At 67.1% G+C, this 21,967-nt stretch carries 19 protein-coding genes; 6 read left to right on the top strand and 13 right to left on the bottom strand.

Annotated features, from left to right (window positions below; all coding sequences use genetic code 11):
- Positions 1 to 9: 9 nt before the first annotated feature.
- On the bottom strand, positions 10 to 783 hold the full coding sequence (locus tag RXV88_RS10720) for an SDR family oxidoreductase (RefSeq protein ID WP_316292698.1): 774 nt from the start codon (positions 781 to 783) through the stop codon (positions 10 to 12).
- An 88-nt stretch (positions 784 to 871) separates the two neighbouring features.
- The gene (locus RXV88_RS10715) at positions 872 to 1,525 is read right to left on the bottom strand and encodes a peroxiredoxin (RefSeq protein WP_316292695.1); all 654 of its coding nucleotides are present in this window, start codon (positions 1,523 to 1,525) and stop codon (positions 872 to 874) included.
- Positions 1,526 to 1,687: 162 nt separating this feature from the next.
- Between RXV88_RS10715 and RXV88_RS10710 the strand changes: the two genes are divergently transcribed.
- Positions 1,688 to 3,127: an aldehyde dehydrogenase family protein gene (locus RXV88_RS10710; RefSeq protein ID WP_316292692.1), complete on the top strand. Its 1,440-nt coding sequence runs from the start codon at positions 1,688 to 1,690 to the stop codon at positions 3,125 to 3,127.
- A gap of 90 nt (positions 3,128 to 3,217) precedes the next feature.
- Here the strand turns inward: RXV88_RS10710 and RXV88_RS10705 are convergent, their stop codons facing one another.
- From RXV88_RS10705 to RXV88_RS10660, 10 genes are all read right to left on the bottom strand, one after another.
- The gene (locus tag RXV88_RS10705; RefSeq protein WP_316292690.1) at positions 3,218 to 3,862 is read right to left on the bottom strand and encodes an RluA family pseudouridine synthase; all 645 of its coding nucleotides are present in this window, start codon (positions 3,860 to 3,862) and stop codon (positions 3,218 to 3,220) included.
- Positions 3,863 to 3,937: 75 nt separating this feature from the next.
- Positions 3,938 to 6,379 carry an FAD-dependent oxidoreductase gene (locus RXV88_RS10700; RefSeq protein WP_316292688.1) on the bottom strand — a complete coding sequence of 814 codons (2,442 nt, stop codon included), beginning with the start codon at positions 6,377 to 6,379 and terminating at the stop codon, positions 3,938 to 3,940.
- 118 nt (positions 6,380 to 6,497) lie between these two features.
- Positions 6,498 to 7,391 (bottom strand): homocysteine S-methyltransferase family protein, encoded by an 894-nt coding sequence (locus RXV88_RS10695; RefSeq protein ID WP_316292687.1) that lies wholly within the window; start codon positions 7,389 to 7,391, stop codon positions 6,498 to 6,500.
- Positions 7,392 to 7,479: 88 nt separating this feature from the next.
- Positions 7,480 to 9,930: an FAD-dependent oxidoreductase gene (locus tag RXV88_RS10690; RefSeq protein ID WP_316292686.1), complete on the bottom strand. Its 2,451-nt coding sequence runs from the start codon at positions 9,928 to 9,930 to the stop codon at positions 7,480 to 7,482.
- 11 nt (positions 9,931 to 9,941) lie between these two features.
- Positions 9,942 to 10,562, bottom strand: coding sequence for a LysE family translocator (locus tag RXV88_RS10685; protein WP_316292685.1), 621 nt, complete (start codon positions 10,560 to 10,562; stop codon positions 9,942 to 9,944).
- Positions 10,559 to 10,927, bottom strand: coding sequence for a GFA family protein (locus tag RXV88_RS10680; RefSeq protein ID WP_316292684.1), 369 nt, complete (start codon positions 10,925 to 10,927; stop codon positions 10,559 to 10,561). The genes RXV88_RS10685 and RXV88_RS10680 overlap by 4 nt, the downstream gene beginning before the upstream one ends.
- Entirely contained in the window at positions 10,924 to 11,550 is a 627-nt protein-coding gene (locus RXV88_RS10675) for a LysE family translocator (RefSeq protein WP_316292682.1), read from the bottom strand. The genes RXV88_RS10680 and RXV88_RS10675 overlap by 4 nt, the downstream gene beginning before the upstream one ends.
- Positions 11,550 to 12,122, bottom strand: coding sequence for a helix-turn-helix domain-containing protein (locus tag RXV88_RS10670; RefSeq protein WP_316292680.1), 573 nt, complete (start codon positions 12,120 to 12,122; stop codon positions 11,550 to 11,552). The genes RXV88_RS10675 and RXV88_RS10670 overlap by 1 nt, the downstream gene beginning before the upstream one ends.
- A gap of 95 nt (positions 12,123 to 12,217) precedes the next feature.
- Positions 12,218 to 12,676 (bottom strand): GAF domain-containing protein, encoded by a 459-nt coding sequence (locus RXV88_RS10665; RefSeq protein ID WP_316292678.1) that lies wholly within the window; start codon positions 12,674 to 12,676, stop codon positions 12,218 to 12,220.
- Positions 12,677 to 12,751: 75 nt separating this feature from the next.
- Positions 12,752 to 13,924 carry an acetyl-CoA C-acyltransferase gene (locus RXV88_RS10660; RefSeq protein ID WP_316292676.1) on the bottom strand — a complete coding sequence of 391 codons (1,173 nt, stop codon included), beginning with the start codon at positions 13,922 to 13,924 and terminating at the stop codon, positions 12,752 to 12,754.
- A gap of 114 nt (positions 13,925 to 14,038) precedes the next feature.
- On the opposite strand from RXV88_RS10660, the gene RXV88_RS10655 reads away from it, so the two are divergent.
- From RXV88_RS10655 to pheT, 4 genes are all read left to right on the top strand, one after another.
- On the top strand, positions 14,039 to 14,377 hold the full coding sequence (locus RXV88_RS10655; RefSeq protein WP_316292674.1) for an STAS domain-containing protein: 339 nt from the start codon (positions 14,039 to 14,041) through the stop codon (positions 14,375 to 14,377).
- A 20-nt stretch (positions 14,378 to 14,397) separates the two neighbouring features.
- Positions 14,398 to 14,859 carry an ATP-binding protein gene (locus RXV88_RS10650; RefSeq protein WP_316292672.1) on the top strand — a complete coding sequence of 154 codons (462 nt, stop codon included), beginning with the start codon at positions 14,398 to 14,400 and terminating at the stop codon, positions 14,857 to 14,859.
- Between the two features lie 244 nt (positions 14,860 to 15,103).
- Positions 15,104 to 16,684 carry a gamma-glutamyltransferase family protein gene (locus RXV88_RS10645; RefSeq protein ID WP_316292670.1) on the top strand — a complete coding sequence of 527 codons (1,581 nt, stop codon included), beginning with the start codon at positions 15,104 to 15,106 and terminating at the stop codon, positions 16,682 to 16,684.
- A gap of 209 nt (positions 16,685 to 16,893) precedes the next feature.
- Complete coding sequence (pheT, locus tag RXV88_RS10640) at positions 16,894 to 19,290, top strand: phenylalanine--tRNA ligase subunit beta (protein WP_316292669.1); 2,397 nt, start codon at positions 16,894 to 16,896, stop codon at positions 19,288 to 19,290.
- 61 nt (positions 19,291 to 19,351) lie between these two features.
- Here the strand turns inward: pheT and RXV88_RS10635 are convergent, their stop codons facing one another.
- Positions 19,352 to 21,040, bottom strand: coding sequence for an acyl-CoA dehydrogenase family protein (locus RXV88_RS10635; RefSeq protein ID WP_316292667.1), 1,689 nt, complete (start codon positions 21,038 to 21,040; stop codon positions 19,352 to 19,354).
- Between the two features lie 147 nt (positions 21,041 to 21,187).
- On the opposite strand from RXV88_RS10635, the gene RXV88_RS10630 reads away from it, so the two are divergent.
- The gene (locus RXV88_RS10630) at positions 21,188 to 21,958 is read left to right on the top strand and encodes a sulfite exporter TauE/SafE family protein (RefSeq protein WP_316292665.1); all 771 of its coding nucleotides are present in this window, start codon (positions 21,188 to 21,190) and stop codon (positions 21,956 to 21,958) included.
- Positions 21,959 to 21,967 lie beyond the last annotated feature (9 nt).

Below are 21,967 nucleotides of genomic sequence, written 5' to 3'. Positions count from 1 at the left end.
AAGGCCCTTTCAGAGGGTTTCGACATTGCCGTCCACGGCAATGCTCTGGCCAGAGATGTTCCGCGCGGCGGGCGACAGCAGGAAAGCGGCCATTTCGGCGACGTCGTCCTCGGTCACCATGCGGCGGAGCGACACCTTGGACAGGTACTGCGCCGTCATGTCCTCGACCGACAGGTCCTGTTCCGCGGCCCGGTCGGCGATGACGCCCCGCATCCGCGGCCCGTCCACGAACCCCGGCAGCAGCGCGTTCACGCGGATGTCGTCGGGGCCCAGCTCTTTCGCTAGCGACTGCGCCAGCCCGATGACACCGAACTTGGTCGCGGCATAGGGCGTGCGGAAGGCATAGCCGTATTTCCCAGCCACCGAGGACATGCAGAGGATCGCCCCGCCCCCCGCCTTGCGGAGCAGCGGCACGGCGTGATGGGCCGAGGCGAACTGCCCGCTCAGCCCAACATCCACGCAACGGCGGAATTCGGCGGGCGAAATCGCATCGACCCCGCCGGTCGGCCCGGCGATCCCGGCATTGGCGATCAGCGCGTCGAGGCGGCCGTGGGTGTCGGCTATGCGGGCAAAGAACGCGGCCACCGCCGCATCGTCCGAAACGTCGGCCTGCATCGTCAGCGCCCCCGGCAGCTCGGCCGCCACGCGCGCCAACGCCCCGGCGTCGGTGTCGCAGAGCGCCAGCGCCGCGCCCCGCGCTGCCAGATGTCGCGCGATGGTCAGCCCGATGCCCCCCGCCCCTGCGGTGATAGCGACGATCTGGTCGGAAATTTCCTTACTCATGCGCCCCTCCGCCACGGTCCGCGCTATCCAAGCGCGGAACCGGGCGGTTTGGCAAGGGCGGCCTCGCCTGCCGGGGCCTGCCGGTGGCTCAGGTCGGGAGCCTAGCCGTGCGCAGATAGGGCAGGACGGTTTCGATCTCGCCGTATTTGGCGATCGCCTCTTCGTCCGACACGGCCAACGGGACGATCACATCCTGTCCGGCCAGCCAGTTGGCCGGGGTCGCCACATTCTCGTGCGCCGAAAGCTGCAGCGCATCGAGCGCGCGCAGCACCTCGGCAAAGTTGCGGCCAATGGTCATTGGATAGGTCATCGACAGCTTCAGCTTTTTGTCCGGCCCGATGATGAAGACCACGCGCACGGTGGCGCTGTCGGCGGGCGTGCGCCCGTCGGGCAGCACGTATTCCGCGGGCAGCATGTCAAAGGCCTTGGCGACGGTCAGATCCTCGTCGGCGATGATCGGAAAGTCGGCGCTCGCATGGGCGGTCTTTTCGATATCGGTCTTCCATTCCCTGTGGGTCTCGACCCGGTCGACCGAAAGGCCCATCACCTTGGTGCCGCGTTTCTCCCATTCGTCGCTCAACTGCGCGACGGCGCCGAATTCGGTGGTGCAGACCGGGGTGAAATCCTTTGGATGCGAAAACAGGATCGCCCAGCTGTCGCCGATCCAGTCGTGCAGATCGATCATGCCCTGATCGGTGGTGACGGTGAGGTTCGGAATTTCGTCGTTGATACGCAATGCCATGCGGGTTCCCTCCTGCCAAAAAGGCGTTGTCGATGCAGCGCCGCGCGCTGCCCTTGCCACGCGATCTATGGAGTGACAGAGTGCCGCGAACCCCTTGGCCGGACGAAAAAGACGAACGTCCAGCCGCGCCGGAACAATCAGAACAAAGTGTCAGAGGATACGATGATCGAGAAACGTCAGTTTTTTATTAACGGCTCCTGGGTAGACCCCCAGGAGGGCTGCGACCACCCGGTCATCGACCCCTCGACAGAAGAGCCCTGCGCGGTCATCTCGCTGGGCGGGCAGGCCGATACGGATGCCGCCGTCGCCGCGGCGAAGGCCGCGCTGCCGGGCTGGATGGCGACCCCGGTCGCCGAGCGCATCGCGGCGGTCGAACGGCTGATCGAGGTCTACAAGACCCGCGGCGAGGATCTGGCACAGGCCATGAGCCTCGAGATGGGCGCGCCCATCGACATGGCCCGCAGCCAGCAGGTCGGCGCGGGCACCTGGCATCTGAAGAATTTCGTCCGCGCCGCCAAGGGCTTCGATTTCGAGGCCCCGCTGGGCGATCACGCCCCCAACGACCGGATCATCCACGAGGCGGTGGGCGTCGCGGCGCTTATCACGCCGTGGAACTGGCCGATGAACCAGATCACGCTCAAGGTCGGCGCCGCCGCCATCGCGGGCTGCACGATGGTGCTGAAACCCTCCGAGGAAAGCCCGCTCGACGCGATCGTCTTTGCCGAGATGATGCACGAGGCGGGCTTCCCCGAGGGCGTCTTCAACCTGGTGAACGGCGACGGCGCGGGCGTGGGTTCGCAGCTTTCGGCGCATCCGGATGTGGACATGGTCAGCTTTACCGGCTCGACCCGCGCGGGCCGGCTGATCTCGAAGGCCGCCGCGGACACGCTGAAACGCGTGCACCTGGAATTGGGCGGCAAGGGCGCGAACCTGATCTTCGCCGATGCCGACGACAAGGCCGTGAAACGCGGCGTGCTGCACATGATGAACAACACTGGCCAAAGCTGCAACGCGCCCAGCCGGATGCTGGTCGAGGCCTCGGTCTACGACAAGGCGGTCGAGACGGCGGCAGAGGTCGCCGGCAAGGTCACCGTAGGCCCCGCCTCCGAAGAGGGCCGCCACATCGGCCCGGTGGTCAACGCGGTGCAATGGGGCAAGATCCAGGACCTGATCCAGAAAGGCATCGACGAGGGCGCGCGCCTTGTGGCGGGCGGCCCCGGCCGGCCCGAAGGCTTCAACAAGGGCTTCTACGTGCGCCCCACGGTCTTCGCGGATGTGACCAACGACATGACCATCGCGCGCGAAGAGATCTTCGGACCCGTCCTGTCGATCATGAAATTCGACACCGAGGAAGAGGCATTGGCCATCGCCAACGACACGCCCTACGGCCTGACCAACTATGTCCAGAGCCAGGACGGCGCGCGCCGCAACCGGCTGGCGCGCCAGCTGCGCTCGGGCATGGTCGAGATGAACGGGCAAGGCCGCGCCGCGGGCTCGCCCTTCGGCGGCATGAAAATGTCCGGCAACGGGCGCGAAGGCGGCACCTGGGGCCTGACGGATTTCCTCGAGGTCAAGGCGGTCTCGGGCTGGGCCACCGACTGATCCGCCCTATTCACTGATCCCCAAATATCCCGGGGGGCTGCGCAGCAGCGGGGGCAGCGCCCCCTCCGCGCCAGCCCCGCCGCGCAGGCATCAGAACGGCGCGGGCGCGCGAAATCGAACACCCTCGCCGCCATCGGGATGCCGCAGCCGCAATTCCTGTGCATGCAGCATCATGCGCGGATACGCGGCCGCCGTGTCCGGCGCATAAAGCGGATCGCCCAGGATAGGATGCCCCAGCGCCAGCATATGCACACGCAGCTGGTGGCTGCGCCCCGTCCGCGGCATCAGCTGCACGCGGCTTTCGGTGTCCGAGGCTCTCTGGACACGCCAGCCGGTCTGCGCCGGTTTACCGGTCTCGTGGCAAACCTTCTGCAAGGGTCTGTTGGGCCAGTCGACGATGAGCGGCAGATCAACCGTGCCGGTGCGCGGCTCCAACCGCCCGGCCAAGCGCGCGAGATAGGTCTTTTTGACCTGCCGTTTTTCGAATTGCAACCCAAGGTGGCGCTGCGCATGCGGTGTGAGGGCAAAGACCATGACGCCCGAGGTGTCGCGATCCAGCCGGTGCACCAGAAGAACGGTGGGAAAGGCGGTTTGCAGCCGGGCGATCAGGCAATCGGCCAGCTCGGGCCCCTTTCCGGGGACGGACAGCAGTCCAGCCGGTTTGTCGACCACGAGGATCTCGTGATCGACATGCAGAATGGGAATGTCGCCTTGCGGCGGCGCGTAATCGGTCATGCGCCTTCCTGACAAAAGCGACGAGGGCCCGCAAGGGACCGAGGAGCTGCTCCTCCGCCCTTGCGGGCGTCCTCGCTAGCTTTTTGGCCGCTCCGAGTTCGGATCATAGAGCGGCCGCAGCGATGCCGTGGCTTTCACCCGCACCCCCGCCACGTCGATTTCATAACCCGAGGCGAGCACCTGCGCGGCGCTTTCGCCCGCACACGGCACATAGCCCATGCCCACCGCAGCCCCGAGGTGATGGCCATAGGCCCCAGAACTCAGATAGCCGACGATCTGCCCGTCGCGCAGGATTGGCTCGTTGTGATAGAGCAAGGGCTCGGGATCGCTGAGCAGGAATTGCACCAGCCGTTTCTCCAGCCCCGTCTCGCGTTTGCGCAGCACCGCCTCGCGCCCGGTGAACCGGGCTTTGTCGGTCTTGACCGCAAAGCCGAGCCCGGCTTCCAGCACATGGTCCTCGCAGGTGATGTCGTGGCCGAAATGGCGGAAGGCTTTCTCGATCCGGCAGCTGTCCATCATGTGCATCCCGCAGAGCTTCAGCCCCACGTCCTGACCCGCCTCCCACAAAGTGTCGAAAGCATGGGCGGCCATGTCTGCGCCAACATAGATCTCCCAGCCCAGCTCACCGACATAGGACATACGGTGCGCCCGCGCGATGCCGAGGCCGATCTCGATCTCTTGCGCGGTGCCGAAAGGGTTGGCGGCGTTGGAAAAATCGTCCGGCGACACCGCCTGCATCAGATCGCGGGCGCGGGGGCCCATGACGGCCAGAACGCCCTCGGCGGCGGTGACGTCGGTGATCACGACACGGTCGTCGCGCAGCGCGCGGCGCAGCCAGGTTTCGTCGGCTTGCCGCGTGGCGGCCGGGGTGACCACCAGATAGGCGGTCTCGCTCAGCCGCGTCACGGTTACATCCGCCTCGATCCCGGCGGCGGAGTTCAGGAACTGGGTATAGACGATCCGGCCCGCCGCCACGTGCATCTGCGCCCCGCAGACGCGGTTGAGAAAGGCGCAGGCGTCGGGGCCCTCGACGCGGATCTTGCCGAAGGACGACATGTCGTACATCACCACGCCGTTGCGGATCGCGTGATGTTCGCGGGCGGTATTGTCGAACCAGTTCTGCCGCGACCAACTGTAGCGATACTCGCGTTCCTGGCCGTCTTCGGCAAACCAGTTGGCGCGCTCCCAGCCCGCCAGCTCGCCGAAGACCGCGCCCCGCGCGGCAAGACGGTCGTGGAAGGGCGAGCGGCGCACGCCCCGGGCGGTGGCCTTTTGCCGGTAGGGGAAGTGATCGGCGTAAAGCAGCCCCAGCGTTTCGCTGACCCGCTCGGCCAGATAGCGGCGGTTGCGCTGGAACGGCTGGGCGCGGGCGATGTCCACGTCGCCCAGGTCGAAGGGTTTCTCTTCGGCCACCATCCACTGCGCCAAAGCCATGCCCGCGCCGCCGGCCGACTGGATGCCGATGGAGTTGAACCCCGCCGCGACCCAGACATTGGCCATGTCAGGGGCCTGGCCCAGGTGGTAGGCATTATCGGGGGTGAAGCTTTCGGGGCCGTTGAAAAACGTGTGAATGCCGGCCTCGCCCAGCACGGGCATCCGGGTGACGGCGGCCTCGAGGATGGGTTCGAAATGGTCGAAATCCTCAGGCAGCTGGTCGAATTCGAAATCCTCGGGCAGGCCGCCCGTGGCCCAGGGCTTGGCCCGGGGCTCGAAAGCGCCCAGCATCAGCTTGCCGGCGTCCTCTTTGTAATAGGCGCATTCGTCGGGCACCCGCAGCACCGGCAGTTGGCCCAGCCCGGCGATGGGCTCGGAGACGATGTAGAAATGCTCGCAGGCCTGCAGGGGCACGTTCACGCCCAGCATCGCGCCGACCTCGCGGCCCCACATGCCCGCACAGTTGATCACCTGCTCGCATTGGATGCGGCCCTGGTCCTGGCCCGCCTGCCAATGCACGGCGGTGATGCGGTCTCCGTCGCGGCCGACGCCGGTGGCCTTGGTGTTTTCGGCGATGGTGGCGCCGCGGTTGCGCGCGCCCTTGGCCAGCGCCAGGGCGATATTGGCCGGATCGCCCTGGCCGTCGCGGGGCAGGTAGACGCCGCCCACCACGCCGTCGGTGTTGAGATGAGGATATTTCGCGGCAACCTCGGCCACGCCGATCTCGTCGATTTCGACACCGAAGGCGCGGGCCATGGCCGCCGAGCGGCGCAGTTCCTCGTGCCGTTCGGCCGTGAGCGCGACGGTTATCGAACCGGTGCGGCGGAAGCCGGTGGCGACGCCTGTTTCGGCCTCGAGCGCGCCGTAAAGCTCCTGGCTGTACTTGGCCAGCCGGGTCATGTTTGCGGTGGCGCGCAGCTGCGCGATCAGCCCGGCGGCGTGCCAGGTGGTGCCGGAGGTGAGGCGCTTGCGTTCGAGCAGGACGATATCGGTCCAGCCGAGCTTGGTCAGGTGGTAGGCGACGGAGCAGCCGATGACGCCGCCGCCGATGATGACGGCGCGGGCATGGGTGGGCAGGGTCATGAGGGCCTCGTGGGTTTGTGAGACATCGGGTTTCGGACGCTGACGCGTCCGACCGGGGCGAGGGGCCAGCCCCTCGCGCTCCCCGGGATATTTATGACCAGATGAAGGAGGGGCAGGGTCATACGATCCGGTGTCCTGCGTCCGTCAGGCGGCGGGCGATTTCGGCGATATGGGCGGGGCCGGTTTCGCAGCAGCCGCCGACGATCGTGGCGCCTTGGGCGACCCAGGTCATGGCGTGATCGGCATAGGCGTCAGGGCCGAGATCGCGGCGGGCGGTCAGGGCGGCGACGGTGGAGTTGTCCTTGAGGAAGTCCTTGGTGATGCGGGTGAAGGCGTTTGCGTAGGCGCCGAAGGGCAGGCCCGCGCGCGCGAGAATGTCGAGCGCGGGCGGGATCGCCTCGGGCGCCGAGCAATTGACCAGAAGGGCGGAGGCGCGGTCTTGGGCGATGGGCAGCACCTCTGCCAGCGGCTCGCCCGAGCGCAGGCGCGTGCCGTCCTCGTCATCGACGGTCAAGGCGAGCCAGACGGGTCTTTCCGGCCGGAACGCCGCGTCCAGCACCGCGCGGGCCTGATCGCAGGAGGCGACGGTTTCGAAGATCAAGATGTCGCAGGCCGGGGCGAGCAGGGTCGCCACCTCGGCGTAAAGCGGTGTCGCGATGTCGGGGGCCGGGTGGGCGTCGGGACGGTAGCTGCCCACCAAAGGGCCGATGGCGCCGGCGATGCGGCCCGCGCCATGGGCGTCGCGGGCGGCTTTCGCCTCGGTCAGGGCCGCGGCGTGCAGCGCCTTGAAGCGGTCCTCGAGCCCGGCCTTGACCAGCCGGTCGCGGTGGATGGCGTAGGTGTTGGTGGTGGCCACGGTGGCCCCGGCGGCAAAATATTCGGCGTGGATCTGCTGCACCAGACCGGGGCGGTCGATCATTACCTGGGTCGCCCAAAGCGGGGTCGGAGGGGTGTCGACGCGTTTGGTCAGCTCCTGGCCCATGCCGCCGTCGAGGAGGGTGATGTCGGTCATCGCATGGCCTTTCGGTGTGTGCATCGCGCCGACGCAGCCCCGGCCCTTGCGCCGGGGCCTCCCGGCCCGCTTCTGTGAGGTAGGAGGGTCATGCGCGCAGCCTTTCGTTTTGCGGATCCCAGAGCGGGGTGTCGGGCTGGACGGTGGCGGCGCGGCGGTCGCCGTAGATCTCGACCTCGAGTTCGGTGCCGGGGACTGCCAGGTCGGCGCGCAGCATCGCCAGCGCGACCGAGGCGTCGACGCGGTAGCCCCAGGCCCCCGAGGTGGTTTCGCCCACCACCTGCCCGTTATGCCAGACGGTCGACATGTAGGGCGCGTCGCATTCGGCGGCGTCGACGATCAGCGTGGCGAAGCGTTTGGCGCTGCCGCGCTGCTTTTCGGCCAGCAGGGCGGCCTTGCCGGGGAAATCCTGCGGTTTGTCGAGCTTGACGAAACGGTCGAGGCCGCCTTCGAAGAGGGTGTAATCGGTGGAAAGATCGCCCTTCCACGCGCGGTAGCCCTTTTCGATGCGCAGGCTGTTCAGCGCATACATGCCGAAGGGCTTGGCGCCCGCCGCCAGCACAGCGTCGTAGATCGCGGGCATGTCGGCGGTTTCGGCGTGGATTTCCCAGCCCAGTTCGCCCGCGAAGGAGAGCCGGACCAGGGCGGCCCAGCGGCCCGCGACGGTGGTGTCCTGCAGGCTGAGCCAGGGCAGGGACAAATCGCCCGGCGTCAGGCCGGAGAGCACGTCACGGGACTTTGGCCCGGTGACGATGAGGGTGGACATGCGGTCGGTCCAGTCCTCGAACGAGAGGCTGCCATCGGCGGGCAGGCGGGATTTCAGCATCTCGCCGTCGTGCCACTGGGCGGCGGCGGCGGTGACAAGGATGAATCTGTCCTCTTCTTCGCGGGCGACCGTCATCTCGGTCAGGATGCGGCCGCGGTCGTCGGCGAAGTAGATCAGCCCGCAGCGCCCGACCTTTGGCAGCGCGCCGGTGATCTGCCCGCGCAGCCAGTCGTCCGCGCCGGGGCCGTAAACCTTGAAACGCGAAAAGCCCGGCAGGTCGAGCATGCCGCAATGGTCGCGCACCGCTTCGCATTCCTCGCGGATGCGGGCCTGCCAGGGGCCGGCGCGCTCCCAGGTCTGGGTCGCCTCCTCGGAGGTGTCGTCGCCCGGTTTGGCGAACCAGTTGGCGCGTTCCCAGCCGTTGTAGGCTCCCATCTGGCCGCCGAGTGAGACGATCTTGTCGTGCACCGGCGACAGTTTGCGGTCGCGCCCGGCGGGCCATGCGTGATGCGGGAAATGCATACCGTATTCGTGGCCGTAGACCTCGATGGCCTTGGCGATGCAATAATCGCGGTCGGTGTAATGTGTATAGCGGCGCGGGTCGGTGGCCCACATGTCCCATTCGGTCTGGCCCTCGGTCACCCATTCGGCCAGCACCTTGCCCGCGCCGCCCGCCTGGGTGATGCCGAAGGTAAAGACGCAGGCCTCATAGGCATTGGGCACGCCGGGCATGGGGCCCAGCAGGGGCAGGCCGTCAGGTGCATAGGGGATGGGGCCGTTGATCACCCGGCCCACCCCGGCGGTGCCGAGGAGCGGCACCCGGGCCATGGCGTCCTCGATATACCATTCCAACCGCTCCAGATCGTCGGGATAAAGCTGAAAGCTGAAATCCTCGGGCATGGGGTCGTCGGGGGTGATCCAGTGGGCCTTGCAGTTGCGCTCGTAGGGGCCGAGGTTCAGGCCGTTCTTGTCCTGGCGAAGGTAGTACGAGCTGTCGACGTCGCGCAAGAGCGGCACTTTGCGGCCGTTGTCGCGGGTCCAGGCGGCGAGCTCGGGGATTTCCTCGGTCAGGAAGAACTGGTGCGACATCACCGCCATGGGCACGGTCCGGCCGCCGTAGGGCTTGAACCATTCGCCGACGCGCTGGGCGTAGTAGCCCGCGGCGTTCACGACCTTTTCGCAGGCGATGTCGCCTTTTTCGGTGTGCACGATCCATTCGTCGCCGCGGCGGCTGACGCCGGTGGCCGGGCAGAAGCGCTCGATCCGCGCGCCCATCTGGCGCGCGCCCTTGGCCAGCGCCTGGGTCAGCTGCGCGGGGTCGATATCGCCATCGTCCGGATCCCAGAGCGCGCCGGCCAGATCGTGGGTTTCGACGAAGGGATAGCGGTCCTTGATGTCGCTCACCTGCATCATCTCGAGATCCATGCCCTGATAGCGGCCCATCGACCGCGCGCGTTCGAATTCCATCACGCGTTCGCGGCTGTGGCCCAGCCGGATCGACCCGGTGACGTGGTAGTTCATCGGGTAATCCACCTCGTCCGCGAGGCGGGCATAGAGGCTCAGCGAATAGCGCTGCATGTTCATGATCGCCCAGGAGGTGCTGAAGGACGGGCAGTTTCCGGCGGCGTGCCAGGTGGAGCCGGCGGTGAGCTCGTTCTTTTCCAGCAGGACGCTGTCGGTCCAGCCCGCCTTGGCCAGGTGGTAGAGCGCCGAGGCGCCGACGGCCCCGCCGCCTATGATGACGACGCGTGCGGTGGTGGGAAAATCGGACATGGCATGGCTCCTTATGGGGTCAGGACAAGGCGCGCGGCGAGCGCGGCATAGACCGTGGCAGTGATGCGGTTGAGGGCTCTGGCGTGCCGGCGCAGCGGTGTGGCCAGCGCGCCTGCCGTGGCGCCGTAGGCGGCGGTGATGACAAAGCCGGTAGAGGTGAAGACCAGCCCCAAGAGGACGATCTGCGCCCAGACCGGCCCGCGCGAGGGATCGGTGAATTGCGGCAGGAAGGCCAGCACGAAAAGCGCGACCTTGGGGTTCAGCACGTTGGTCAGCAGCCCGCGCCGGGCGGCGGCGCGCAGGGTTGCGGCGGGGCTCGCGCAGGCTGGCCCGGCGGTTTGCCAGCTGCGCCATGCGAGCCACGCCAGGTAGGCCGCGCCGGCCCAGCGGATCGCCTCCAGCGCGGCGGGATAGGTCTGAAGCAGCGCGGCCAGACCGGCGGCGGTCAGCGCGACATGCACGATGGATCCGGCGCTGATGCCCGCGGCGGCGGCAACGCCGCTTTGCCAGCCCTGCGCCGCGCCGCAGGCGGTGGCGAACATCACATCCGCGCCGGGCGTCAGGTTGAGCGCGATGCCCGCCGCCATGAAAACCGCCAGCGTGGCGGGATCGACGAGGGTGAGCCAGCTCATGGTTTCTGCTCCAGCCCGTCGGCGATGGTGTAGTAATCACCCTTGTCCGCCGTGAAGATATGTTTTTCCAGCGTCAGCCCGGTGGGCCCGTCGATGGCGCCGAGGGCAAAACTGATCAGGTCCTCGTCATGGGCCTTCCAGAACAGGAACGCGCCGCAGGTGGGGCAGAGGCCGCGCCTGGCGCTGTCGGAGGAGGCGAACCATGCCACCGGGCCGGTGATCGACAGGGCGGAGGTCGGGACCTGCGCCGAGGACCAGGCGTAGCCGCTCATCTTGCGGCATTGGGTGCAATGGCAGGCCGAGGCCTTACGCGGTTGGCCGGTGACGGTGAAGCGGATGGTTCCGCAGGCGCAGCTTCCGTTCATTCAGGGCTCCAGTCGGGCAGGGCGGTCGCGCCGAGCGCAAGACCGTAAAGGATGAAGCAGGCCGCAAGAACGCGCCGCACGATACGGTTGGCCACCGCGCCGAGCGCTGCCCGGCCGAGCCCGGCGCCGAGGGCCGTGTACGTGGCGTAGCTGGCGGCGGTTATGGTCAGGGCGGTGGGGACGATCACCCACATCTGCGCGGCGATGGGCACGTCGGTCTGGACGAATTGCGAAAAGGCGGCGAGGTAGCCCGCGACGGATTTCGGGTTGATCGTGGCGATGGCGAAGGCGCTGGTGTAAATATTCGCCGAGGGCTGCTCATCCGCCCTGATGGGCGTCTTCGCGCGGATCCAGTTGCGGATGCCCATCCAAAGCAGGAACCCCGCGCCCACGATCTTGGCGATCAGGAAACCTGTGGGCGAGGTGGTCAGCAGCGCTGTCACGCCGATGGCCGAGAGCGCCAGGAAGAGGCTCGCCTGTGTCAGGATCGCCGCCACGCCCCACAGCGACCGGGCAAAGCCGTAGCTGATGCCGTTGAGGATGCAGTTCACCGCGTTCGGCCCCGGGGAAGTGACGAACACCACCCAGAAAAGCGCGAATATGGTCCAGCCCTGGAACGTCATCAGTAGACCGGCGGCGCGATGACCCAGATCGCCTCGGCGGGGTCGTCATAGGGGTTGGCCCAGCGGAACGGCTCGCCTTTGATGCGGAAGCTGTCGCCCGGGGTCAAGGTGAAGCGGCGGCCGCCGATTTCCAGGTCGAGCTTGCCCGAGATCATGTAGCCCAGTTCCTGGGTCGGGCGGGTGACGATGCCGGTGATGCGTGAGTGCGGCTGGAAGGTGGAGTGCACCATCTCGAAGTCGTCGGTCAGGTCGGGCGAGAGGAGTTCCTCGACCAGCCCGGCGATGCGGTTGCCGATGGGGCGGCGGGCGCCGTTGCGCACGATGCGTCCGGCCTCGTCCGCCGGGGTGCGCGGGTGGCCGAAGAGCATCGACAGCGGTACGTCCAAAGTGGCCGCGATGTGGCGCAGGTCGGCGACGGAGGGGATCGACAGGTCGCGTTCGACCTGGCTCAGCCAGCCGACCGACCGGCCCAGAGTGTCCGCCATCGCCGCCAGTGTCAGCCCGCGCGTCTTGCGCAGGGCGCGCAGGTCGGCCCCGAGGTTGCGGGAGGGCGCGGGAAGGCTGTGCTGCATGGTCGGGCCGGTGGGTGGTGAAAAATTTCGTCTGAATTTCACGCTGGCACGAGTCGCGTGAAATTCAAAGCGGTTTTTTCACGCAGCCCGGGTTGTCAGGGCACCGCGCGGAATGCCTCTGACAGGATCCGTGCCAGAGCCTCGGCGTCGGTTTCGTTGAAAGCGTCCGGCCGGTCGCTGTCGATGTCGAAGACGCCGAGCAGCCGGCCCGCGCCGTTTTCCACCGGCAGCACCAGTTCGGAGCGGGTGGAGCTGGCGCAGGCGATATGGCCGGGAAAGGCGTCGACATCGGCGACCCGCTGGATTTCGCGGCTGCGCGCGGCGGCGCCGCAGACGCCGCGCGAAAACGGGATCACCAGGCAGCCGTGGTCGCCCTGGTAGGGGCCGATCTTGAGCAGGTCTGGCCCTGCGACGCGGTAGAAGCCGGTCCAGTCGAAGCGGTCGTCGGAGTGGTGTACCTCGCAGGCGATGGTGGCCATCAAGGCGACGGTGTCGGTTTCGCCGTCGGTCAGGGCGGCGATGGTTTTGGCCAGGGTGGGGTAGTCGACCTGCATTTTGGGCTCTTTGGCTGGGCGGCGGAGTGGGGGCCAGCCCCCACACCCCCGGGATATTTCAGGATCAGTGAAGGATCAGGGAAGTTCGATTGCGATGGTTGTGCCTTCGCCGCCGCCGATGCAGATGGCGGCGACGCCGCGTTTCAGGCCGCGTGCTTCGAGTGCGTGCAGCAGCGTGACGATGATTCGCGCGCCGGAGGCGCCGATGGGGTGGCCCAGAGCGCAGGCACCGCCGTTGACGTTGACGATGTCGCGGGGCAGGCCCATTTCGCGCATGAAGGCCATGGGGACCACGGCGAAGGCCTCGTTGACCTCCCAGAGGTCGACGTCCTGTTTGCGCCAGCCGATCCGGTCGAGCAGCTTTTGCGCCGCCGGGATCGGTGCGGTGGTGAAGAGGCCCGGAGCCTGGGCGTGGCTGGCGTGGCCGACGATGCGGGCGCGCGGCGCGACCCCGGCGCTGTCGGCGGCGGCGCGGGTCATCAGGGTGAGCGCCGCGGCGCCGTCGGAGATCGAGGAGCTGTTGGCCGGAGTCACCGTGCCGTTCTTGCGGAAGGCCGGTTTCAGATGCGGGATCTTTTCGGGGCGGGCGTTGCCGGGCTGTTCGTCGCGGGTGATGACCTCTTCTCCGGTGCGGGCGTGGATCCTGACCGGTGCGATCTCGCGCTCAAACGCCCCGCTGCGTTCGGCATCCAGCGCGTTCGACAGCGAGGCCAGCGCGTAGTGATCCTGCGCCTCGCGCGTGAACTGGAACGCCTCGGCGCAATCCTCGGCGAAGGTGCCCATCAGGCGGCCCTTGTCATAGGCGTCTTCGAGCCCGTCGAGGAACATGTGGTCGATCACCTGCCCATGCCCGAGCCGGGCGCCGCCGCGCATCTTGGGCAAGAGGTAGGGCGCGTTGGTCATGGATTCCATGCCGCCCGCGACGATGGTGTCGGCGTGACCCAGCGCCAGCCGGTCCCAGGCCATCATCGCGGCTTTCATGCCCGAGCCGCACATCTTGTTGAGCGTCGTGGCGGGCACCTCTTCGCCCAGACCGGCAGCGAAGCCGGCCTGCCGGGCAGGAGCCTGGCCCTGACCGGCGGGCAGGACGCAGCCCATCAAAAGTTCGTCGACCGCGGGATTTCCCGCCTGGCGCAGGGCGGCGGCGATGGCCGCCCCGCCAAGAGCGGGGGCGTCGGCGGGCGCCAGCGTGCCCTGAAAGCCGCCCATCGCCGTCCGCGCGGCCCCGGTGATCACAACGTCCTGCATGTCTCGCTCCCTCGGTTTCGTCTTATTCTGCATACAGAATGGTAACGATTGCCGTCTAGCCTCGGTGAGCAGGAAAACCTGTTAGCCGATTCAGAACGAAAAGGACTGCCGATCATGAAGCTCGAGACGGTGCAGGAGGACGAAACGCTGGTCATTTCGGTCGACGAGACGCGAATCGATGCGGCGGTGGCGATCCAGTTCAAGGACCGGATGCGCGAATTGACGAGCGGTGGAACGGGGCGGGTGATCCTCGACCTCGGCAAGGTCGATTTCGTGGATTCCAGCGGGCTGGGCGCGATCGTCGCCGCGATGAAGCAGCTGAACGGCGGGCAGAACATCGCGCTCTGCGGACTGCAGCCCATGGTGGACAGGGTGTTTCGGCTGACCCGCATGAACACGATCTTCGCCATTCATGACGACCTGCCCGCGGCGCGCGCCGCGGCGGCGGGTTAGGCGGCGATGCGGTGGTACGGGTGACGCGGACCTCTGCAAAGGAGACGGCACCCAGTGCGCTTTTCTGCCTGAGGTTCGAAGCGCGCCCGCTGCGGGTGCGCGCGGCGCTTCAGGACATCCGGACCGCGTTGCGGCGGACCGCGCTTTGCCCCGAATGCCAGGGCGATCTCCAGCTGTTGCTGGCCGAAGTGCTGAACAATGTCGTGGAACACGCCTATGCCGGGCGCGCGCCTGGCGAGGTGTGCGTGCGCGCGGCCGAAAGCGCGGCCGAGGTGCATATCGTTGTGCGCGACCGTGGCGGCCCGTTGCCCAACGAGGCCATTCCGCAGGTCGCGCCCGCCGATCTTTTCGCGCCGGTCGAAAACTTGCCGGAGGGTGGCTTCGGCTGGCTTTTGATCCAGACGCTGGCGTCCCGGGTGGAATATTACCGCTCCGATGGCGAAAACCGGCTGGAGCTGTGGGTCCCCGCCGTCCCCGCATAAGGGCGGGAGGAAGGCTTTTCGCGATGCCGTACACTTGCCTTGATCTGATCAAAATACGGCCCGAATGCCCGCGCATACATGATCCTGTAGCTGCATATGGCTTCCCTCGGCATCGCGTCTTAACAGCCCCCACCCAGTGCGCGGTGCCGAGGTACTTCCCAGCTCTCCCCGAAAGCCCGACTCTGTGCGATTGACCTCGACCGCCCTGCGTATATCTTCGCGGCCGAGCGAGGGGAGACACGATATGCGCGATTTTCATATGCCCGGGCGGTCCGCCGTCATGGCGACCAACGGCCTTTGTGCCACGTCGCATCCGCTGGCGGCCCAGGCCGCGGTGGGTATTCTGCAGGATGGCGGCAACGCGATGGACGCGGCGATTGCGGGGGCGGTGATCCTCGGGCTGGCCGAGCCGCAGATGACCGGGATCGGCGGCGATCTCTTTGCGCTGGTGTCCCCGGCGGGGACCGACGACGTGATCGCGGTCAACGGTTCGGGCCGCGCGCCCGCCGCCGGAACCGCCGCCGCCATGCGCGCGGCGGGGCACGAGACGGTGCCGAAACGCGATACGCCGGCCGTCACCATCCCAGGCGCGATCGACGCGTTCTGCACCATGTCCGAGAGATGGGGCAAGCTGGGGCTGGCCGACAGCCTGCAACCGGCGATCCGCTATATGGACGAGGGCATACCTGTCAGCGCGCGCGTGGCCTGGGACTGGCAGCGCGCCGAGCCGCTGTTGCAGGGCCACGGGCGTCGGCATTACCTTCATGCCGGCGGGGCCATCCCGCAATATGGCGACATCTTCGCGCTGCCGGGCAATGCCGAGGTGCTGCGCCGGGTCGCCGCGCAGGGGCGCGACGGGTTCTACAAGGGCGAGGTGGCCGACGACATGCTGGCCACGCTCAACGCGATGGGCGGCGTGCACACCGAGGATGATTTCGCCAGCACCGCCTGCACCATCGGCGATCCCATCGGCGGCCACTACAAAGGACGCGAGCTGCTCGAGCATCCGCCCAACGGGCAGGGCGCTACGGCGATCCTGATCCTCAACATCCTGTCGCAGTTCGATATCGCCAGCCTCGATCCCTTCGGCGCGCAGCGCGCGCATCTCGAGGCGGAGGCGGCCAAGCTGGCCTATGACGCGCGCAACCGGTTCATCGCCGATGCCGATCACATGACCCGGCTGGATCATCTGCTGAGCATGGACACGGCGAAGGAACTGGCCGCGCTGATCGACCCGAAAAAGGCGATGGCCAGCGCGGCTGCGGTATCCGAGGCGGTGCACAAGGAGACGATCTATATCACCGTGGTCGACCGCGACCGCATGTCGGTGTCGCTGATCTATTCGATCTTCAACGATTTCGGATCGGGGATAGCGTCGGAGAAGTTCGGCATCCTGTTCCAGAACCGCGGCGCGGGCTTTACCCTGCAAGCGGGGCATCCGAACGAATACGGCGGCGGCAAGCGACCGATGCACACCATCATTCCGGCGATCGTGCGTGACGGGGGACGGGTCACCATGCCCTTCGGCGTGATGGGAGGGCAGTACCAGCCCAACGGCCACGCGCGGATGCTGACCAACATGACCGATTTCGGCATGGATCCGCAGGCGGCGCTGGACGCGCCGCGCAGCTTTGCCGAGGGCGGCAAGATGCAGCTGGAGCGGGGCTATTCCGACGCGGTGCGGCAGGAACTGTCGGATATGGGCCACGATGTGGTCACGCCCGAGGTGCCGCTGGGTGGCGCGCAGGCCATCCTGATCCACGACAACGGCGTGCTCGAGGGAGCGTCGGACCCCAGAAAGGACGGCTGCGCAATCGGCTATTGAGCGGTTTCAGAAGGGGCCGGGCCCGCGCGCGCCCCGGCCCCCGCGCCGGGGCCTCCTGTCCCGCAGCGCGGCCTGTCGCGAGGTCCCGGGGCGGGCCCAGGACTGCGTAGCGCCAATGGCCGCCGCCCGCCCGGCGCCACGCGCCCCTTCCGTCCCCCTCCGCATTCCGCTAGAGAGCGGCAAACCGGAACAGAACCGATGGTAGGCCCATGAAATTCACCTTGTCCTGGCTGAAGGATCACCTGGAAACCACCGCGACGGTCGACGAGATCGCCGAGGCGCTGACCGACCTCGGGCTCGAGGTGGAAGGCGTCACAAATCCCGCCGAGCGGTTGCGGGCCTTCACTATCGGCAAGGTGCTGACGGCGGAAAAACATCCCGACGCGGACAAGCTGCGCGTCTGCAATGTGCAAACCGACGAGGGCGAAAGCCAGATAATCTGCGGCGCGCCGAATGCCCGCGCGGGCATCACCGTAGTCATCGCCAAGCCGGGCACCTATGTTCCGGGCATCGACACGACGATCCAGGTCGGCAAGATCCGCGGCATCGAAAGCCACGGCATGATGTGTTCCGAGCGTGAGATGGAACTCAGCGACGAACATGACGGCATCATCGAGCTGCCCTCGGGCGAGGTGGGGCAATCCTTCGTCGACTGGCTGGCCGAGCACGATCCCGCAAAGGTCGATCCGGTGATCGAGATCGCCATCACCCCGAACCGCCCCGATGCGCTGGGCGTGCGTGGGATCGCCCGCGATCTGGCGGCGCGCGGGCTGGGGACCATGAAGGCGCGCGCGTCCGAGCCGGTGCCGGGTGTCTTTCCGTCGCCCATCGGCGTGACCATCGACGACGACACACTGGACGGCTGCCCGGCGTTTTTCGGCCGTGTCATCCGGGGCGTGAAGAATGGTCCCTCGCCGCAATGGCTCCAGGATGCGCTGCGCGCCATCGGGCTGCGGCCGATCAATTTTCTGGTCGATGTGACCAACTTCTTCACCTACGACCGCAACCGCCCGCTGCACGTCTTCGACGCCGACAAGGTGCGCGGCAATCTGCGGGTGCATCGTGCCAAGGGCGGCGAAGAGCTGCTGGCGCTCGATGGCAGGACCTACAGGTTCGAGCCCGGCCAGATGGTGATTTCCGACGACAAGGAGCCCGAAAGCATCGCCGGGATCATGGGCGGCGAGGCAAGCGGCTGCACCGCCGACACCACGAATGTCTTTCTGGAAAGCGCCTATTGGGACCCGATCCAGATCGCCTATACCGGCCGCGCGCTCAAGATCAATTCCGATGCCCGCTATCGGTTCGAACGCGGCGTCGATCCGGCCTTCACGCCGGAGGGGCTGGAACTTGCGACGCGCATGATCCTCGATCACGCGGGGGGCGAGCCGTCCGAGGTCGTGGTGGCCGGTGCGGTGCCGGACACGGCGCGCGCCTATCGGCTGGATGCCAAGCGCGTGATTTCGCTGGTGGGGATGGAGATCCCCGAGGCCGAACAGCGCCAGACCCTGACGGCGCTAGGGTTCCGGCTGGAAGGCGACATGGCGCATGTGCCCTCCTGGCGGCCCGATATCCAGGGCGGTTCCGATCTGGTGGAAGAGGTCGCGCGGGTCGCCTCGCTGACCAGGCTGCAGGGCAAGCCAATGCCGCGGCTGGCCCCGGGCGTGCCGAGTCCGATCCTGTCGCCGCAGCAAAAACGCGAACAGGCGGCGCGGCGCACCTGTGCGGCGCTGGGGTACAACGAATGCGTGACCTACAGTTTTGTCGATGCAAAGTCGGCCGCGCTTTTCGGCGGCGGTGACGATGCGACCATGCTGGCCAACCCGATCAGCACCGAGATGAGCCATATGCGCCCGGCGCTGCTGCCCGGCCTGCTTCAGGCCGCGGCGCGCAACCAGGCGCGCGGCTTTGCGGATCTGGCGCTCTTCGAGGTCGGCCATGCCTTCCACGGCGGCGAACCCGAAGAGCAGCATCTTCTGGTGACCGGCCTGCTTGTGGGGCGGACCGGCCCGAAGGACGTGCATGGCGCGTCGCGGGCGGTCGACGTGTTCGACGCCAAGGCTGATGCCGAGGCGGTGCTGGCGGCGATGGGCGCACCCGCCAAGGTGCAGATTTTGCGCGGCGGCGAAGAATGGTGGCATCCGGGGCGGCACGGGCGCATTTGCCTCGGCCCCAAGAAGACGCTGGGCGTCTTCGGCGAGCTGCATCCCAAGGTGCTGCGCGAGATGGATGTGAAGGGGCCCGCGGTGGCCTTCACCCTCTGGCCTGCGGAAATTCCGCTGCCGCGCAAATCCGGCGCGACCCGCCCGGCGCTGGAGATGAGCGATCTGCAGGCGGTTGAACGGGATTTCGCCTTTGTGGTGGATGCGGATGTGCAGGCGCTCGACCTGGTCAACGCGGCAGCCGGCGCCGACAAGACGCTGATCGCCGATGTGCGCGTGTTCGACGAATTCGTGGGCGGATCGCTTGGCGAGGGGCGTAAATCTCTGGCGATCACGGTGCGGATGCAGCCCAGGGACAAGACGCTGAAGGAAGCCGATATCGAGGCGGTTGCCGCCAAGATCGTCGAGAAGGTCGGCAAGGCCACAGGCGGCACGCTGCGGGGCTGAACCGATTTCTTGCAAAGAAATCGGACCGGAATTTTTGGAAAATTCCGGTCCCCGGCGTTGATCAGCCGAGCAGGCGGCGGGCGATGACCTGCGCCTGAATTTCGGCCGCGCCTTCGAAGATGTTGAGGATCCGCGCGTCGCACAGGATGCGGCTGATGGTGTATTCCAGCGCGAACCCGTTTCCGCCGTGGATCTGCAGCCCGTTGTCCGCGGCCGCCCAGGCGACCCGCGCACCCAGCAGCTTGGCCATGCCCGCCTCCAGGTCGCAGCGGCGGCCCTCGTCCTTTTCGGCGGCCGAATAATACGTCAGCTGCCGTGCGATCATGATCTCGACCGCCATCATCGCCAGTTTCGAGGCGACGCGCGGGAAGGCGATCAGCGATTTGCCGAATTGCTTGCGGTCCTCGGCATACCGCATCGACACGTCCAGCGCCGATTGCGCCACGCCGATGGCGCGGGCGGCGGTCTGGATGCGGGCGGATTCGAACGTTTCCATCAGCTGTTTGAAGCCCTTGCCCTCTTCCCCGCCAAGCAGGTTGTCGCTCGCGACGCGGAAATCGTCGAAGCCCAGCTCGTACTCCTTCATGCCGCGGTAGCCCAGCACCTCGATCTCGCCGCCTGTCATACCCTCGGTCGGGAAGGGATCGTCATCGTCGCCGGGTGTCTTTTCGGCCAGGAACATCGACAGGCCCTTATAGTCGCTCGTGTCGGGATCGGTGCGCGCCAGCAGGGTCATCACATGGGTTCTGGCGGCATGCGTGATCCAGGTCTTGTTGCCGGTGATCCTGTAGTCGCCATTTTCGTCCTTGACCGCGCGGGTCCGCAGGCTGCCCAGGTCCGACCCGGTGTTGGGTTCGGTAAAGACCGCCGTGGGCAGCTTTTCCGCCGAGGCCAGCGCCGGCAACCACTTTTCCTTTTGCGCGTCGGTGCCGCCGGCCAGGATCAGCTCGGCCGCGATCTCGGACCTGGTGCCAAGCGAGCCGACGCCGATATAGCCGCGCGACAATTCCTCGGACACCACGCACATCGACGCCTTGGAAAGCCCCAGCCCGCCGTATTCCTCGGGAATGGTCAGACCGAAGACGCCCATTTCGGCCAGCTCCTCGATCAGCTCCATCGGTATCAACTGATCCTTGAGGTGCCATTCGTGCGCGAAGGGTTCGACCTTTTCCAGCGCATAGCGGCGGAATTGTTCGCGGATCATCTCGAGCTCGTCGTCGAGCCCGGTGCGGCCCACGGTGATCTCTGCCCGGCGTTCCTGCATCAGTTCGACCAGCCGCACCCGCGCGGCCTGGCTGTTGCCGGACTGGGTCAGGGTCATCACGGCAGGCCACATCAGGCCGCGCATGTCCTCTTGCGACAGCCCCATGTCCTGCAGGCGGACCACTTCGCCCTGGTTCATCTGGAGGCCGCCGTAAATCTGCCAGAGGTATTCGCCAAAGGCGATCTGGTGGATCAGCTGCTCGACCTCGCCAAAGCTGCCCTCGGCCTGCAGCTTGTCGGCCCAGACCTGCATCTGCTGCAGCGCCTCGACATAGGTGGCGAGCCAGGCAAGGCCGTGGGCGGCGGTCTGGTGCGCCTCGATCAGCGCGCCCGACACCCTGCCGCCGTCGTCGACCATGGCGCGCACGCGGGCTTTCGCCTTGTCCAGAATGCCCCGCGCCGGTTCCAGCGCGGCCCCGGTCAGATCGAGAAGCCCGGGCAGGATCGTGTCCTGCGCGAGGTCGAGGTCTTGTCCGTCATGCGCCATGAATCAGCTCCTTTGTCCTGTTCCGCCCGGGATAGCTATTTCGCAGGTGCAGCGCAACAAAAATACCATTTGATGCGGCATGTTGTTCTATTATTGCGCAAACTATTTTTGCGGTGCAGCGTGGATGCTGCGTGGTAAGCAGGCGGCATGGAAAGCTTTTTCGATGTCTTCCCGCCGATTGTCCTGGTCCTAGCCACAGGAGTTGCGTTCCTTGCGGGCGTCGTCAAGGGCGTGGTCGGCTTTGCGATGCCGATGATCATCATCTCGGGGCTGAGCAGCGTCATGGCGCCGGGGCTGGCGCTTGCAGGGTTGATCCTGCCCACGCTGGTCACCAACGGCATGCAGGCCCTGCGGCAGGGGCCCGCGGCGGCGATCGCAACGGTGCATCGGTTCCGCTGGTTTCTGGGGGCCGGTCTGCTGGCGATGGTGTCGGCGGCGCAGCTGGTGACGTTTCTGCCGGGGCAGGTCATGATGGCGCTGATCGGGATACCCGTCGCCGCCTTCGCGCTGGCGCAGCTGCTGGGATGGCAGGCGCGCATGAACCGGACGCCCACCCGGCGGTTCGAGGTGACGTTCGGCGCGTTCACCGGGCTGGTGGGCGGGCTTGCGGGCATCTGGGGCCCGCCGACGGTGGCCTATCTGACCGCGCTCAACACCGAAAAGCGCGAACAGATGCGGGTGCAGGGGGTGATCTATGGCCTCGGCGCGGTGGCGCTGACACTGGCGCATATGGTGTCGGGCGTGCTCTACCCGGTGACCATGTTGTTTTCGCTGTCCATGATCCCGCCGGCGGTTCTGGGCATGTGGATCGGCGGGAAAATCCAGGACCGGATCGACCACGCGACCTTCCGTAAGGCGACGCTGGCGGTTCTGCTGGTGGGTGGGCTCAATCTGGTGCGGCGCGCGTTTCTGGGCTAGGCGGCTGAA

The sequence above is a fragment of the Aestuariicoccus sp. MJ-SS9 genome (assembly GCF_032586235.1).
Lineage (GTDB): Bacteria > Pseudomonadota > Alphaproteobacteria > Rhodobacterales > Rhodobacteraceae > Aestuariicoccus.
Note: the sequence above shows the minus strand (reverse complement) of the source record. Positions and strands in the feature narration are given on the sequence as shown.